This window comes from Pseudomonas sp. FeS53a (assembly GCF_000931385.1).
Lineage (GTDB): Bacteria > Pseudomonadota > Gammaproteobacteria > Pseudomonadales > Pseudomonadaceae > Metapseudomonas > Metapseudomonas otitidis.
In genome coordinates this window covers 1-16052 of the sequence record NZ_JYFT01000030.1, presented here as the reverse complement: position 1 = coordinate 16052, position 16052 = coordinate 1, and the positions used below count along the sequence as shown (strand labels likewise).

The window sequence follows — 16052 nt, the reverse complement described above, 5'->3', positions numbered from 1 at the left end:
CCACCCCTCAAGCCTTGAAGGTGAGGATCGGGCTGAAGCGGGCGATCACCGCGACCGTCTCCTCTTCCACCTGGGCACGCACCACCTCGCCGATCTCCTTGTAGGCGCCGGGCGCCTCCTCGATCAGCCGCTCCTCGCGACGGGTGATGCACTGCACCCGGTCCAGCCCCAGTCCATCCGGTGCGCGACGCGCCTGCAAGCGGACCTCGCTGCGGGACATCGAACGCCCCGCCCCGTGGCTGGCCGAGCGCAGCCACTGCGCGTTGCCCAGCCCCCTGAGCAGGTAGGAGTCATGCCCCATGCTGCCGGGAATCAGCAGGTCCTGCCCGGCATAGGCTGGCGTCGCGCCCTTGCGATGGACGTTACCCACCGACTCCCGCAGCACGATGTTGTGCGGCACATCCACCAGCAGCGGCGCCTCGATGTCCGCGCCGAACACCTCGCGGGTGCGCTGGCGCACCATCTCGGCGATCAGCGCGCGATTGGCATCGGCGTAATGGGCAGCCGCATGCATCGCCGCCAGGTACTCATCGGCCATGGGCCCGAGCAGGGCGAACACCCGCGACTCGGGGTGGCGGATGCCCTTCGGCCACAGCTCGCGGGCCTTGTCCATCCAGCGCCGCCCGACATGGAAGCCCACGTCGCGGGAGCCGGTGTGGATCATCAGCACCACCTGCCCCACCGACAGGCCGCGCTCGAAGCAGGCACGGCGGTCCACCAGCTCGGTCACCACCTGCACCTCGACGAAGTGGTTGCCGCCACCCACCGTGCCCAGGCCCGGATCGCGCAGGCGCGGGCGGGCCGGGTCCTGCAGGGCTGCGGGCGCATGGCGGGCTTCGCCGCGCTCGAACGACGACGGATGCAACTGCGCCAGCTCCGCCATCACCTGGGCGTAGTCGAGGTGCCCGAACAGCCCCTCGCACTCGCCCCGTTGGCGCAGCGACGCCCAGAAGTCGCCCAGCCCGCCGGCGAACAGTGCCGTCATGTCGCCCGGCGCCGTGGGAATGTTGCGGGTGCCGTCCAGCAGGTCGCCGCGGACGCGCTCCACCCAATCGGCCTTGCGTGACAGGAAGCGCTCGTAGTCGAGGCCCAGCCGGTGCAGGCGCATGCCGCAGTTGATGTCGGTGCCGATGCTCTGCGGGATCACCATGTCCGGGCTGGTGACAATCACCGCACCGACCGGGATGCTGGTGCCGGTATGGAAGTCCGGCGTCGCACAGGCGCAGCGCACCTCGCCACCCAACGGATGACGGACGCCTGCGAAGTCGAGCAGTTGCTGCACCGCCTTTTCCTCGATGGGCAGGGATTCGGGCAGCAGGATGCGCGCGTCGAGGCCGGCGCGGTTCAGGGAAGCGATCGAAAGGGTATTGCCGTTGACGCGGCTGATGGCCACGCCGCTGCGGGCCAGCTTCTGCTGGATCCGCTTGAAAGGGGTCTTGTTCATGACGCTGCTTTTTCGATGGACGAAAACAGGCACCGCCCGATCAGGGCGATGCAGCATGTCCGTCAGCAGCAGAAGGGACGGCGCGCATCCTAGGCTTGCGACGGCTTCGCCGCAAGCCCCGGCGCGCAGGAAGTCAGGCCGGCAGGCCGGCGTCGGCCCTCAGCCCGACCGCCTCCACGCCCGAGACGGCGCACTGCTCGTCGATGTCGGAGGTGTCGCCGCTGATGCCCACCGCCCCGATCACCTCCCCCGCCGGATCGCGGATCAGCACGCCCCCCGGAGCCGGCACCAGGTTGCCGTCGGCCAGGTGGTTGACGGCACCGATGAAGGCCGGGCGCTGCTGGGCGTCCGCCGCAATCAGCCGGGAGCCCTTGCCCAACGCCACCGCGCCCCAGGCCTTGCCGATGGCGATCTGCGGTCGAAGCATGCTGGCGCCGTCCTCGCGCTGGAGGGCGATCAGGTGCCCGCCGGCGTCGAGCACGGCAATGGTCAGCGGCGCGGCACGCAGGGCGCGCCCGGCCTCCAGCGCGCGGTGGGTGATGCTCATGGCGGTTTCCAGGGACAGGGTGCTCATGGCGAGGCTTCCTCGGTCAGATGATGGTCCGGTCGCTCCTAAGCGCACCCAAGGGGCATCAGGCCCTGCTCGTCAGGCGCTGCTGGAGGCATTCGCCGGAGTAAATCAGGCAATACAAAAAAATCAACACAAAAATACAATGATCGTATTTTTTGTATACAAACAATATGAGCGGTAGCCGATAGCCAGCCTCAAACCCGCGTCAAACGGGCGTTTTAAAGAAAGCGCTCCCTTCGTCCATCTCCCCTGGAAATCTTCTTGACCCGTTCTCGAACGCCTGAATAGAATCCGCCAACACGACTTGTATACAATTTTCACAATAAACGAGGCACAAAACATGGCCAAAATGAGAGCAATCGAGGCTGCCGTTCTGGTGATGCGCCGCGAAGGCGTCGACACTGCGTTCGGCGTACCCGGCGCCGCGATCAACCCGCTGTACGCCGCCCTGAACAAGATCGGCGGTGTTGACCATGTACTGGCCCGCCACGTCGAAGGCGCCTCCCACATGGCCGAGGGCTACACCCGCACCAACCCGGGCAACATCGGCGTGTGCATCGGCACCTCCGGCCCGGCGGGCACCGACATGGTCACCGGCCTGTACTCCGCCTCCGCCGACTCCATCCCGATCCTCTGCATCACCGGCCAGGCACCTCGCGCCCGCCTGCACAAGGAGGACTTCCAGGCCGTCGACATCACCAACATCGTCAAGCCGGTGACCAAGTGGGCGACCACCGTCCTCGAGCCGGGTCAGGTGCCCTACGCCTTCCAGAAGGCTTTCTTCGAAATGCGCAGCGGTCGCCCTGGTCCGGTGCTGATCGACCTGCCGTTCGACGTGCAGATGGCCGAGATCGAATTCGACATCGAGGCCTACCAGCCGCTGGCCGTGAACAAGCCCAGCGCCAGCCGCATCCAGGCCGAGAAAGCCCTGGCGATGCTCAACGACGCCGAGCGCCCGGTGCTGGTGGCCGGTGGCGGCATCATCAACGCCGACGCCTCCGAGCGCCTGGTGGAGTTCGCCGAGCTGACCGGCGTGCCGGTCATCCCGACCCTGATGGGCTGGGGCACCATCCCCGACGACCACCCGCTGATGGCCGGCATGTGCGGCCTGCAGACCTCCCACCGCTACGGCAACGCCACCCTGCTGGAGTCCGACCTGGTGTTCGGCATCGGCAACCGCTGGGCCAACCGCCACACCGGCTCCGTGGACGTCTACACCCAGGGCCGCCGCTTCATCCACGTGGACATCGAGCCGACCCAGATTGGCCGCGTGTTCACCCCCGACCTGGGCATCGTCTCCGACGCCGCCGCCGCCCTGGACGCCTTCCTCGAAGTCGCCCGCGAGTGGAAGGCCGCTGGCAAGCTGAAGGACCGCAGCGCCTGGGTCGAATCCTGCCGCGAGCGCAAGCGCACCCTGCTGCGCAAGACCCACTTCGACAACGTGCCGGTGAAGCCCCAGCGCGTGTACGAGGAGATGAACGAGTTCTTCGGCAAGGACACCTGCTACGTCAGCACCATCGGTCTGTCGCAGATCGCCGGTGCGCAGTTCCTGCACGTCTACAAGCCGCGCCACTGGATCAACTGCGGCCAGGCCGGCCCGCTGGGCTGGACCATCCCCGCCGCCCTCGGCGTGGTCAAGGCCGATCCGCAGCGCCAGGTGGTCGCCCTCTCCGGCGACTACGACTTCCAGTTCATGATCGAGGAGCTGGCCGCCGGCGCGCAGTTCAACCTGCCCTACATCCACGTGCTGGTGAACAACTCCTACCTGGGTCTGATCCGCCAGGCGCAGCGCGGCTTCGAGATCGACTACTGCGTGCAGCTGTCCTTCGAGAACGTCAACGCACCGGAGCTGAACGGCTACGGCGTGGACCACGTCGCCGTGGTCGAGGGCCTGGGCTGCAAGGCCATCCGCGTGTTCGACGCCAACGACCTGCAGGCCGCTTTCGCCCAGGCCCGCAAGCTGATGGCGGAGTTCCGCGTACCGGTGGTGGTGGAAGTCATCCTGGAGCGTGTCACCAACATCTCCATGGGCACCGAGATCAATGCCGTCAACGAGTTCGAAGAGCTGGCCCTGACCGGCTCCGACGCCCCCACTGCCATCTCGCTGCTGGACTGACGAGCCACCTCCCCTCTCCCGTTCGTGGCGGGAGAGGGGCGTCTACCGAGGAGAATCTTCATGCCCCGTTTCGCTGCCAACCTGTCCATGCTGTTCACCGAGGTGGACTTCCTGGACCGTTTCGCCGCCGCCGCCGAAGCCGGCTTCAGCGGCGTCGAGTACCTCTTCCCCTATGACTACCCGGCCGAGGAGATCAAGGCCCGCCTGGACGCCAACGGCCTGGAGCAGGTGCTGTTCAACCTGCCCGCCGGCGACTGGGCCAAGGGTGAGCGCGGCATCGCCTGCCACCCCGATCGCATCGAGGAATTCCGCGCCGGCGTCGACAAGGCCATCGCCTACGCCAAGGTCCTGGGCAACAAGCAGGTCAACTGCCTGGCCGGCATCCGCCCGCAGGGCCACAGCTGCGAGGTGATCGAAAACACCTTCCTCAACAACCTCGAATACGCCGCCGAGCGCCTCGAAGCCGCCGGCATCACGCTGGTGATGGAGATGATCAACACCCTCGACATCCCCGGCTTCTACCTGCAGACCACCCGCCAGGCGCTGGATGTCCGCGAGAAGGTAGGCAGCCCCAACCTGTTCCTGCAGTACGACATCTACCACATGCAAATCATGGAGGGAGACCTGGCCCGTACCCTGGAACGCAACCTCCCCGCCATCCACCACGTGCAGCTGGCCGACAACCCCGGCCGCCACGAACCGGGCACCGGCGAGATCAACTACCGCTTCCTCTTCCAGCACCTCGACCGCATCGGCTACCAGGGCTGGATCGGCTGCGAGTACAAGCCCGCCACCACGACCGCCGCCGGCCTGGGCTGGCTGAAAACCCACAACGCCATCTAATAACGAGGTATTCCACATGGCCAAGATCGGATTCATCGGCACCGGCATCATGGGCCTGCCCATGGCGCAGAACCTGCAGAAAGCCGGCCACCAGCTGTTCCTCTCCAACCACCATGACAAGGCCCCTGCCGCGCTCGTCGAAGCCGGCGCCATCACCCTGGCCAACCCCCGCGAAGTGGCCCAGGAAGCCGAGTTCGTCATCGTCATGGTGCCGGACACCCCGCAGGTCGAAGACGTGCTGTTCCGCAAGGACGGCATCGCCGAAGGCGTGGGCCCGTACAAGGTGGTGATCGACATGAGCTCCATCTCCCCCACAGCCACCAAGGCCTTCGCCGAGAAGATCAAGGCCACCGGCGCCACCTACCTCGACGCCCCCGTCTCCGGCGGTGAAGTCGGCGCCAAGGCCGCGACCCTGAGCATCATGGTCGGCGGCTGCCCGAATGCCTTCGAACGCGCCCTGCCGCTGTTCCAGGCCATGGGCAAGAACATCACCCGCGTCGGCGGCAGCGGTGACGGCCAGACCGCCAAGGTGGCCAACCAGATCATCGTCGCGCTGAACATCCAGGCCGTTGCCGAGGCCCTGCTGTTCGCCGCCCGCAACGGTGCCGACCCGGCCAAGGTGCGTGAGGCGCTGATGGGTGGCTTCGCCGGCTCGAAGATCCTCGAAGTGCACGGCGAGCGCATGATCAAGGGCACCTTCGATCCGGGCTTCCGCATCAACCTGCACCAGAAGGACCTCAACCTGGCCCTCTCCGGCGCCCGCGAACTGGGCCTCAACCTGCCCAACACCGCCAACGCCCAGCAGGTGTTCAGCACCTGCGCCGCCCTGGGCGGCAGCGGCTGGGACCACTCCGCGCTGATCAAGGGCCTGGAGCACATGGCCAACTTCTCCATCCGCAAGGAGTAAGGCGTTTGCCGCCGGGTGCATGAGCCGGTCCACGGATCGGTTTATCCTCGGCGAACCCCAATCGACTGCCCTGGCCCGAGGTGACACGGCGCCAGAGGCCAGGGTGGTCGATCCCAGTCCCGAGCGGCCCCGCACCCCGGCCGCTGGGGACTGGGATCGGCCCGCCCGACGCCCCTGGCCGACGGTAGCCCCCGAACCACTGCCCTGCCCTGGAGCCCCCTCATGCCGCTCAATCCCGAAGCCCTGCTGCGCGATCTGTTCGCCACCGCCATCGCCGCTGCCCATCCCCGCCAGGTCCTCGCCGACCACCTGCCCACCGACCGTTCCGGCCGCGTCATCGTCATCGGTGCCGGCAAGGCCGCCGCCGCCATGGCCGAGGTGATCGAGCGCGAATGGCAGGGCGAGATCGCCGGCCTGGTGGTGACCCGCTACGGCCACGGCGCCGACTGCCAGCGCATCGAAGTGGTCGAAGCCGCCCACCCGGTGCCGGACGCCGCCGGCCTGGAAACGGCCCGGCGCGTACTGGAGCTGGTCAGCGGCCTCAGCGAAGCGGACCGGGTGATCTTCCTGCTCTCCGGCGGCGGCTCCTCCCTGCTGGCCCTGCCGGCCGAAGGGCTCACCCTCCAGGACAAGCAGCAGGTCAACAAGGCCCTGCTCCGGTCCGGCGCCTCCATCTCCGAGATGAACTGCGTGCGCAAGCACCTCTCGGCCATCAAGGGCGGCCGCCTGGCCAAGGCCTGCTGGCCGGCCACCGTGTACACCTACGCCATCTCCGACGTGCCCGGCGACGAGGCCACGGTGATCGCCTCCGGCCCCACCGTGGCCGACCCGACCACCTCCGCCGACGCCCTGGCCATCCTCGCCCGCTACCAGATCGAGGTACCCGCCCACGTCCGCGCCTGGCTGCAGGACCCGCGCTCGGAGACGGTCAAGCCCGGTGACCCGTGCCTGTCCCGCAGCCACTTCCAGCTCATTGCCACGCCCCAGCAATCCCTCGACGCCGCCGCCGACAAGGTCCGCGCCGCCGGCCTGATACCGCTGATCCTCGGCGACCTGGAGGGCGAATCCCGCGAGGTGGCCAAGGTCCACGCCGGCATCGCCCGGCAGATCGCCCGCCACGGCCAGCCGATCAAGCCGCCGTGCGTGATCCTCTCCGGCGGCGAGACCACCGTCACCGTACGCGGCAACGGCCGTGGCGGGCGCAACGCCGAGTTCCTCCTCAGCCTGGCCCACGACCTCAAGGGCCACCCGGGCATCTACGCCCTGGCCGGCGACACTGACGGCATCGACGGTTCCGAGGACAATGCCGGCGCCCTGATGACCCCGGAGAGCCACGCCCGCGCCCAGACACTCGGCCTGTCCTCCCGCAACGCCCTCGACGACAACGACGGCTACGGCTATTTCGCCGCCCTCGACGGGCTGATCGTGATCGGCCCGACCCGTACCAACGTCAACGACTTCCGCGCCATCCTGATTCTTGAGAGCCCTGCACATGACGCCTGACAAGAAAGTGAAGATCCTCGCCACCCTCGGGCCGGCGATCAAAGGCATCGACGACATCCGCGACCTGGTGAAGGCGGGCGTCAACCTGTTCCGCCTGAACTTCAGCCACGGCGAGCACGCCGACCACGCCCAGCGCTACCAGTGGGTGCGCGAGGTGGAACGCGAGTTGGGCCACCCCATCGGCATCCTCATGGACCTGCAAGGGCCCAAGCTACGGGTCGGCCGCTTCGCCGAAGGCAAGGTCCAGCTGGAGCGCGACCAGGCCTTCCGCCTCGACCTCGACGCCCGCCCCGGCGACAGCCAGCGGGTCAACCTGCCCCACCCGGAGATCATCCAGGCCCTGGAGCCGGGCATGAGCCTGCTGCTGGACGACGGCCGGCTGCGCCTGCAAGTGACCGCCAAGCATGCCGACGCGGTGGAAACCCGCGTGATCGCTGGCGGCGAGCTGTCCGACCGCAAGGGCGTGAACGTGCCCGAGGCGGTGCTGCAGCTCTCCCCCCTGACCGCCAAGGACCGCCGTGACCTGGACTTCGGCCTGGAGCTGGGCGTGGACTGGGTGGCGCTGTCGTTCGTCCAGCGCCCCGAGGACATCGTCGAAGCCCGCGAGCTGATCCAGGGCCGCGCCGCACTGATGGCCAAGATCGAGAAGCCCTCCGCCGTGCAGCACCTGGAGGCCATCGCCCGCCTGTGCGACGCCATCATGGTGGCCCGTGGCGACCTGGGGGTCGAAGTGCCGGCCGAGAACGTGCCGCGCATCCAGAAGGACATCATCCGCACCTGCCGCCAGCTCGGCCGGCCGGTGGTGGTGGCGACCCAGATGCTCGAGTCCATGCGCTTCTCCCCGGCGCCGACCCGCGCCGAAGTCACCGACGTGGCCCACGCCGTGGCCGAAGGCGCCGACACCGTGATGCTGTCGGCCGAAACCGCCTCCGGCGACTACCCGCTGGAAACAGTGCAGATGATGAGCAAGATCATCCGCCAGGTGGAGAACGGCCCGGACTTCCAGAGCCAGCTCGACGTGGCCCGCCCCCAGGCCGAAGCCACGGCCTCCGACGCCATCAGCTGCGCCATCCGCCGCATCAGCAGCATCCTGCCGGTGGCCGTGCTGGTGAACTACACCGAGTCCGGCGCCTCCAGCCTGCGCGCCTCCCGCGAGCGGCCCAAGGCGCCGATCCTCAGCCTGACGCCAAACCTGGCCACGGCGCGGCGCCTGACCCTGGCCTGGGGCGTCTACTCGGTGGTCAACGCCCGCCTGCACCGCGTCGAGGAGATCACCGGCACCGCCCTGGAGATCGCCCGTGGCCAGAACATGGCCCGCACGGGAGACACCCTGGTGATCACCGCCGGCGTCCCCCTCGGCACGCCCGGCTCCACCAACCTGCTGCGTATCGAACAACTGTCCTGAGGTGAAGCGGGCCGGCACGTATCGGCCCGCCACCTCCCAGCCCCGGCGCGGCCCGCCCATGCAGCGAGCCGCGCCTGACGAGCCCACGAGCCGTCCCACGCGTTCTTTCGACTGCCACCATGCGAAGCCCACACCCAACCCTCCGGGGCTGGTTCATCGGCCCCCTCAACGGGGTGAGCCAGGTATTCCTGCAACGTCATCCGGGCTGCGGCGCCCTGCTGCTGCTCGCCATCGTCCTCGGGGCACCCAGCCTGCTGCCCTATGCCGTGCTGGGTTCCTGGAGTGCCTGGTTCATCGCCCGTTGCCTGGGCGCAACCCCTGACGACCTCGACGCCGGCCTCTACGGCTACAACGGCTGCCTGCTGGGCCTGCTGCTCGGGTTGCGCCTGGAGGGCGAGGCGCTGTTGCCGCTGTTCGTCATCGCCGCAGCCGGGCTGTCGAGCCTGGTGATGCGCCTTCTGCTGCGCGCCTCGCGCCGCCACGACGGCCTGCCGGTGTACACCAGCCCCTTCGTGGCACTGGGCTGGATCAGCCTGTGGCTGGCCGGCCTGCTGCCCCCGCCCCAGCCGGACGACACGCCCTGGCCCCAGGTGACCCTGGCGGACGGTGGCCTCGCCCTGTTGCGCAGCTTCGGCCAGGTGATCTTCCTCGACAGCCCCGCTGCCGGGGCCTGCGTCCTCGCCGCCTTGGCCCTCGCCAGCTGGCGCGTGGCGGCCTGGGCCCTGCTGGGCGCCGGCTCGGCGCTGCTGCTGGGCATGGCCCTGGCGCTGCCGCACACGGCCGTGATGGGTGGGCTGTTCGGCCTCAACGGCGTACTCATCGCCATCGCCCTCGGCCAGGGTGTGCGCAGCCTGCCCCGCGTGCTGCTGGGGGTGGGGCTGGGCCTGCTGCTGCAACCCGGCTTCGCCGCCCTGGGGCTGCCGGCCATGACCGCCCCCTTCATCCTCGCCTGCTGGCTGGTGCTGGCCGGCGGGCGCCTGCTGCGGGACAACGCCCGGCGCACTGCCGGCAACGCCCATGCGCTGCGCCGTGCCCGCCGCCTTTGAAAGACCATTTCAAGAGAGGCCCAGAACATTGCACGACGGCCGCCGGCCGGGCATCGTGAGCCTCCCTGCCACCGCAACCGGGCCCACCATGAGCCGACTCGATCCGACCCGCTGGAACCGCCTCTGGCAGCAGCTGGGTGCCACAACCCCTGCCGATAGCTTCGAGCACCTGCTGGCGGCCTATTCCGCACCGGACCGCGCCTACCACAGCGACGCCCACATTGCGGCCTGCCTGGCGCACTTCGACACCTGGCAGCACCTGGCCGAGCACCCGCACCTCGTCGAACTGGCACTCTGGACCCACGACCTGGTCTATGACACCCGCCGCCAGGACAACGAAGCCGCCAGCGCCGAGCAGGCAGTGGCCTGGCTGGAAGCCGCCGGACTCGGGCACCACGGCGAGGCCGTTCGCGCGCTCACTCTCGCCACCTGCCACCAGGCACCGCCGCAAGGTGCCGACGCCGGGCTGGTGGTCGACCTCGACCTGTCCATCCTCGCGGCCCCGCCGCCGGTGTACGACGCCTACGAAACCGCCATCCGCCAGGAGTACCACTGGGTGCCGGAGCCGCTGTTCCGGGCCGGGCGCAGCAAGCTCCTGAAGCAGCTCCTGGCGCACCCGGCGCTCTACCACAACGCCCCGCTGGCCGAACGCTGGGAGCAGCCGGCCCGGGAGAACCTGCAGCGGGCCCTGCTTGCCCTCGGTGCAGAATAAGCAAATTACTTTTCAGTTCTTTAAAGCATATACAGCCAGCCGCTATAGTCCCGCTCCTCACTCCGCCAAGAAGGAACGCACAGTGAAACGACTGTTCTCCGCCTCGCTCCTCGCCGCAGGTCTCGCCCTGGCCGGTGCCGCCCATGCCGCACCGCCGCTGCTCAACGTCTCCTACGACGTGATGCGCGACTTCTACAAGGACTACAACGCCGCCTTCCAGAAGCACTGGAAAGCGGAAAAGGGCGAGAACGTCACCCTGCAGATGTCCCATGGCGGTTCCAGCAAGCAGGCCCGCGCCGTGATCGATGGCCTGCCGGCCGACGTCATCACCATGAACCAGGCCACCGACATCGACGCCCTCGCCGACAACGGCGGCCTGGTGCCGAAGAACTGGGCCGAGCGCCTGCCGAACAACAGCGCGCCGTTCACCTCCGCCACCGTGTTCATCGTGCGCAAGGGCAACCCCAAGGGCCTGAAGGACTGGCCGGACCTGGTGAAGGACGGCGTGCAGGTGGTGGTGCCCAACCCCAAGACCTCGGGCAACGGCCGCTACACCTACCTCTCCGCCTGGGGCTACGTGCTGAAGAACGGGGGCGATGAAGAGAAGGCCAAGGCCTTCGTCGGCCAGCTGTTCAAGCACGTGCCGGTGCTGGACACCGGTGGCCGTGCCGCCACCACCACCTTCATGCAGAACCAGATCGGCGACGTGCTGGTGACCTTCGAGAACGAAGCCGAGATGATCGCCCGTGAATTCGGCCGCGGTGGCTTCGAGGTGGTCTACCCCAGCGTTTCCGCCGAGGCCGAGCCGCCGGTGGCTGTGGTCGACAAGGTGGTGGACAAGAAAGGCACCCGCGAAACCGCCGAGGCCTACCTGAAGTACCTGTGGAGTGACGAGGGCCAGACCATCGCCGCCAACAACTACCTGCGCCCGCGCAACCCGGAGATCCTCGCCAAGTTCTCCGACCGCTTCCCGAAGGTGGACTTCTTCTCCGTGGAGAAGACCTTCGGCAGCTGGCGTGACGTGCAGAAGACCCACTTCCAGGACGGCGGCGTGTTCGACCAGGTCTACACCGCCCAGTGACCCAGCAGGGCCCGGCCAGCGCCGGGCCCTGTCGTTTCAGCCGCGCCAGCCCTGGGTGCGCAGCGCCTCCAGCAACACATCCCCTTCCAGCGCCGGCACCCGGCGCCCATCCGCCGTGACCATCGCCCGCCCGGCCAGCAATGCATTGACGATGGCCTCCTCCACCACCTCTGCCGCCGCCGAGAACAGCGGGGAGATGTGGTCGTTGTTGACCATTGCCAGCGGTGTGCTGAACGGCAGGTCCTTGCGCGCGTAGTCCGCCGGCGGCAGGTTGCGGTTGCCGGTGGCGAAGGCCAGGAAGATGTCGCCGCTGGAGTCCTCGGTGCCGCCGCCGGTCCGGGCGATGCCGATGGAGGCGCGCTGGGCCAGGCGCTGGCACTGGTGCGGCAGCAGCGGCGCGTCGGTGGCGATGATCACCACGATGGAGCCCATGCCGGGGGTGTCGCGCTCGGCGAAGGGCGACTCGATCTCGGTCAGCACGCGTCCCACCGGGTAGCCGTCCACCCGCAGCTCGCGGCGCACGCCGTGGTTGGCCTGCACCAGCGCCCCCACCGCCCAGCCACCCTGCTCCGCCGGCAGTTGCCGGGAGGCGGTGCCGATCCCGCCCTTGAATTCGTGGCAGATCATCCCGGTGCCCCCCCCCACGGCGCCCTCCTCCACGGCACCGCTGCGCGCCTCGGCCAGGGCCTGGCGCACCTGCTCGGGGCCGACGTGCTGGCCCCAGATGTCGTTGAGCAAACCGTCGTAGGTCTCCATCACCACCGGCATGCACCAGTACACCGCCTGCCCGGCCTGCTCGCGCTCGGCCGCCACCAGGGCATCGCGCACCACGCCGACACTGTGGGTGTTGGTGATGGCCAGCGGCGTGGTCAGCAGGCCCGCCTCGCGGATCCACTCCAGGCCGGTGGCGTCACCGTTGCCATTGAGCACATGGCAGCCGGCGAAGCAGGGTTGCTGGCGGGCCGAACCCTCGCGGGGCTGCACCAGGGTCACCCCGGTGCGCACCGGTTTGCCGTCACGCACCTCCTCCAGCGTGCTGTGGCCGACCCGGACCCCGGGCACATCGGTGATGGCGTTGAGCGGGCCGGGCGTACCCAGGCCGATGCGGATTCCCAATTGACGCGCGCGCATGGCGACTCCTTGTGGTTCAAAGCTTCTGGAAGGCCGGGCTGAACTTGCCATAGGTGCAGTAGAAGATCACCGAGACGGCCAGCAGCCCGAGGATGATGAGCAGGTCCCGGCTGGAGGCCGCCAGGCCCAGGTTGACCAGCAGCGCCGCAGCACCACCGGCAGCCAACAGGGCCGGCAACGGCCAGAACGGCATGCGGTAGCTGTGTTCCAGGTCACGCCGCAGCACCCGGCTGAACAGGCCGCACAGCCCCACCACCAGGTAGACCAGGACGATCAGCAGCACCGTGAACGAAGTCAGTTCGGCCAGGTTGGAGCTGAAGCTGAGCAGCGCCGAGGGCACAGCAAGGAACAGCGTGGCCAGCCAGGGCGAATCCCAGCGCGGATGAATGCGGGTGAAGGTGCGGTTCAGGGTCGGCATCCACAGCTCGTCGCGACCGCTGCTGAAGATGACCCGGCCGATCTGGATGACGATGGCGACGATGGCGTTGAACACCGAGAGGAAGATGCCGGCGCTGACCCAGCGCGACAGCGTCTCGTTGCCCAGGCTGGCGAGCAGGTAGCCGATGGGGTCGGGGCTGGCGATCAGTGTCTCCAGCGAGGGCGCGCCGATGATCAACGCGGTGAGCGGCACCAGCTCGATTACCACCACCAGCACCAGGGACCACAGCACGGCCTTGTGCACGCCCCGGCCGCCGCATTTCATGTCCTCGGCCATCAGCACCGCGCTGCCGTAGCCGTTGTAGGAGAACAGCGCCGTGCCCACCGCGCCCAGCACCAGCGCCATGGGCGCCGCCTGGAGCACGCCGCCATCGAGGATCTGCGGGTGCAGCAGCACGCTGGCCGGCTGACTGGGGTTGCCGAAGCCCAGGCCGACGATCACCAGCAGCGCGGCCACCTCCAGCAACAGGCAGAGGCCGGTGACCCAGGCGTTGACCTTGATGTTGAGAATGCCCAGCGCGTAGCTGGCGACGACGATGGTCAGGGCCACCGTCTGGCTGTCGAACGCCGTGCCCAGCGCGCGGTTGAGGTAGGTGGCGGCGCCGGTGGCCAGCACCGGCGGGATGAACAGCAGCATGGCCAGCACCGTGAGGAAGGTGGCGTAGCCGGCCAGCCCACCGAAGATGCGCTTGGCGTAGACGTACTCGCCGCCGGCCGAGCGGTGCGCGCGGCCCAGCTCGGCGTAGCAGCAGGCGAACATCAGGGCCAGTACGCCGGCCAGGGCGAAGGCCATGAAGGCGCCGCTGCCGGCCTGCTGGATGGCGAAGGGGGCGATCACGAAGATGGAACTGGCGGGGGTGACCCCGGAGACGGTGATGGCGACGACATCGGCGGTGCCGAGACTGGGTTTGAGACGGCCGCCCGCAGGCGTGGAAGCGCTCATATCCTGATCCTCTGGTTGTTATTGGGATTGAGGCAGACATCAAGCAGTACGCAGTGGCGCTTCTGGTGGCGCCGGTTGGTGGGCCGATTCTGGGCGGGGCCCGACCGTGCGCCAATCACCCTATTGGCGTACGCCCCCTTGAGGCCGGGGGAGCGGATCGGACAAGCTGGCCTCCCCTTTTTCGATCTGGAGCACCGCATGGACAGCCTGTTCAGGGAGGTCGGCCTGCATGCCGGCCTGGGCCGTACCGTCGAGCACCTCGGCGGCGAGCGGTTCTGGAAGCAGCTGATCCTGCTGCTGCACCAGTGGCTGCCGTTCGACAACGCGCTGGCGGCCTACTACCCCACCCAGGGCGCGCCGCAGCCCCTGGAGGAGTACGACGCCGAGCCGGAAGGCACGCCCACCGCCATGCCGGCCTACCTCAGCGGGCCCTACCTGCTCGACCCCTTCTACCAGGCGTGCCGGGAAGGGCTGCCCAGCGGCTTCTACCGCCTGGAGGAAGTGGCGCCGGACCACTTCCGCCAGAGCGAGTACTACCTCAGCTACTTCCACGACAACGTGCTGGAAGACGAGGTGCAGTTCATCGCACAGCTCCCCGGCGCGGGCAGCCTGTCCCTGTCACTGGGCATGCGAAAGCGGTTCGATGCAGCGGAATGCGGCCTTGCGGCCCTGGTGGCACCCTGGGTGCTGGCGCTGATGCAGCAGCACTGGCACCAGCGCCTGCAGGCTCGCGGCCCGGCCAGCCAGGACCAGGTGGCCTCGCAGGTGCGCGATGCCCTCAGCCAGTTCGGCGCGGGGGTGTTGTCGGAGCGGGAGCTGGAGATCGCCCGGCTGATCCTGCGGGGCTATTCGAGCAAGGCGATGGCGGAGCGGCTGGCCATCTCGCCGGACACGGTGAAGGTCCACCGCCGGCATCTCTACGCCAAGCTGGACATCTCCTCCCAGCCGGAGCTGTTCTCGCTGTTCATCCAGGCCCTGGGGCACGACCCGGAGAACCCATGAGGCAGGCCGTGACCCCCGCCCCTCAGTCGAAGGCGTCGGCCCACTGGGCGAACTGCATGCACAGGCCGAAGCTGGTCACGTCACGGGTGTCGGCCATGCAGTTGACCGCCATGCGCGGCGTACCGCCCTTGACGTAGTCGGACACACAGGCCCGCTCGTTGCGCTTGAGCAGCTTGTAGGCGGTGTCGAACTTGTACATGGCCTCGTCCAGCTGGGCCTGGGTGATGCGCTTCTGGCGTACACGCTCGCGCCCGAGCTGCTGGGCCTCACGGATCAGCGAAGGCATGCGCGAGATGGCGGCCGCGCACTGCACCACGCCTTTCTGCTGGAGCTGGCCGGGGTTGAGGTCGTCCTCATCGTCCAGGTCCAGTCCACTGGAAGACTTCGAAAGGGAGGTCAGCTCGCTGTCGTCGAGGCCCTGCATGGTGTTCACCTGCAGCTTCTCTTCATGGACGTTGCGGCTTTCCGGCGGCGGGGTGTCGGTGAAATGCACGCGGCCCTGCTCGTCTCGCCATTGGTAGACCTGAGCGCTGGCAGGCAGGGAAAGGACGATGGCCAAGGTGGCCAGGCAGGCGCGAGCGAACATCCATGTGCTCCGGAGATATCAAAACGCCAGCAACTTACCTAAGCGCCCGGATGCTGTCCATGGCCCTGCGAGCCGCCCTTTGTGACGCAGGTCACGGATGGCGACGACCCAGCCCGGCGGGCACGCCGGAGGCGTCGGTGGGCTGCCAGGGACCGTCGGCACCATTGGACCAGCTCCAGCCGCCATCCCAGCGGTAATAGGTGCGTTCGCGGTAGTAGAGCTCGCCCCGCCCTTCCAGCACATACACCCCAAGGGTGTTGTCCCAGTAGCAGGCCGCGCCGGGTGGCGGGGCATAGCGGGGGTGGGTCTTCATGCGGGTCACCC

14 protein-coding genes and 1 pseudogene are annotated in these 16052 nt (G+C 68.4%); 9 read left to right on the top strand and 6 right to left on the bottom strand.

The window, feature by feature from the left end; all coding sequences use genetic code 11:
* Positions 1 to 7: 7 nt before the first annotated feature.
* Positions 8 to 1444 carry an RtcB family protein gene (locus SZ55_RS08750; RefSeq protein ID WP_044404285.1) on the bottom strand — a complete coding sequence of 479 codons (1437 nt, stop codon included), beginning with the start codon at positions 1442 to 1444 and terminating at the stop codon, positions 8 to 10.
* A 133-nt stretch (positions 1445 to 1577) separates the two neighbouring features.
* Complete coding sequence (locus tag SZ55_RS08745; RefSeq protein ID WP_044404282.1) at positions 1578 to 2018, bottom strand: GlcG/HbpS family heme-binding protein; 441 nt, start codon at positions 2016 to 2018, stop codon at positions 1578 to 1580.
* Positions 2019 to 2355: 337 nt separating this feature from the next.
* Between SZ55_RS08745 and gcl the strand changes: the two genes are divergently transcribed.
* The 8 genes from gcl to SZ55_RS08705 all read left to right on the top strand — a co-directional run bounded on the left by gcl (position 2356) and on the right by SZ55_RS08705 (position 11628).
* Complete coding sequence (gene gcl, locus SZ55_RS08740; RefSeq protein ID WP_044404279.1) at positions 2356 to 4131, top strand: glyoxylate carboligase; 1776 nt, start codon at positions 2356 to 2358, stop codon at positions 4129 to 4131.
* Between the two features lie 60 nt (positions 4132 to 4191).
* Positions 4192 to 4974, top strand: coding sequence for a hydroxypyruvate isomerase (hyi, locus tag SZ55_RS08735; protein WP_044404276.1), 783 nt, complete (start codon positions 4192 to 4194; stop codon positions 4972 to 4974).
* Positions 4975 to 4990: 16 nt separating this feature from the next.
* A complete protein-coding gene (locus SZ55_RS08730) occupies positions 4991 to 5881 on the top strand; it encodes a 2-hydroxy-3-oxopropionate reductase (RefSeq protein ID WP_044404273.1) in 891 nt (296 codons plus the stop codon).
* 222 nt (positions 5882 to 6103) lie between these two features.
* On the top strand, positions 6104 to 7384 hold the full coding sequence (locus tag SZ55_RS08725) for a glycerate kinase type-2 family protein (RefSeq protein WP_044404270.1): 1281 nt from the start codon (positions 6104 to 6106) through the stop codon (positions 7382 to 7384).
* Positions 7374 to 8789, top strand: a complete 1416-nt coding sequence (gene pyk, locus SZ55_RS08720) for a pyruvate kinase (RefSeq protein ID WP_044404267.1) — start codon at positions 7374 to 7376, stop codon at positions 8787 to 8789. Before SZ55_RS08725 ends, pyk begins: the two co-directional genes overlap by 11 nt.
* A 119-nt stretch (positions 8790 to 8908) precedes the next feature.
* Positions 8909 to 9835 carry an urea transporter gene (locus SZ55_RS08715; RefSeq protein ID WP_044404265.1) on the top strand — a complete coding sequence of 309 codons (927 nt, stop codon included), beginning with the start codon at positions 8909 to 8911 and terminating at the stop codon, positions 9833 to 9835.
* Positions 9836 to 9923: 88 nt separating this feature from the next.
* Positions 9924 to 10547, top strand: coding sequence for an HD domain-containing protein (locus SZ55_RS08710; RefSeq protein ID WP_044404359.1), 624 nt, complete (start codon positions 9924 to 9926; stop codon positions 10545 to 10547).
* An 82-nt stretch (positions 10548 to 10629) separates the two neighbouring features.
* Positions 10630 to 11628: a sulfate ABC transporter substrate-binding protein gene (locus SZ55_RS08705; RefSeq protein WP_044404264.1), complete on the top strand. Its 999-nt coding sequence runs from the start codon at positions 10630 to 10632 to the stop codon at positions 11626 to 11628.
* A 36-nt stretch (positions 11629 to 11664) separates the two neighbouring features.
* Here the strand turns inward: SZ55_RS08705 and SZ55_RS08700 are convergent, their stop codons facing one another.
* Positions 11665 to 12759 (bottom strand): DmpA family aminopeptidase, encoded by a 1095-nt coding sequence (locus SZ55_RS08700; RefSeq protein WP_044404262.1) that lies wholly within the window; start codon positions 12757 to 12759, stop codon positions 11665 to 11667.
* A gap of 16 nt (positions 12760 to 12775) precedes the next feature.
* Positions 12776 to 14140: an APC family permease gene (locus SZ55_RS08695; RefSeq protein ID WP_044404260.1), complete on the bottom strand. Its 1365-nt coding sequence runs from the start codon at positions 14138 to 14140 to the stop codon at positions 12776 to 12778.
* Between the two features lie 198 nt (positions 14141 to 14338).
* Between SZ55_RS08695 and SZ55_RS08690 the strand changes: the two genes are divergently transcribed.
* Complete coding sequence (locus tag SZ55_RS08690) at positions 14339 to 15142, top strand: helix-turn-helix transcriptional regulator (protein ID WP_044404258.1); 804 nt, start codon at positions 14339 to 14341, stop codon at positions 15140 to 15142.
* A gap of 22 nt (positions 15143 to 15164) precedes the next feature.
* Here SZ55_RS08690 and SZ55_RS08685 read toward each other — a convergent pair whose 3' ends face one another.
* On the bottom strand, positions 15165 to 15728 hold the full coding sequence (locus tag SZ55_RS08685; protein WP_044404256.1) for a DUF4124 domain-containing protein: 564 nt from the start codon (positions 15726 to 15728) through the stop codon (positions 15165 to 15167).
* A 91-nt stretch (positions 15729 to 15819) separates the two neighbouring features.
* A pseudogene (locus tag SZ55_RS08680) lies at positions 15820 to 16052 on the bottom strand (hypothetical protein); the annotation flags it as partial.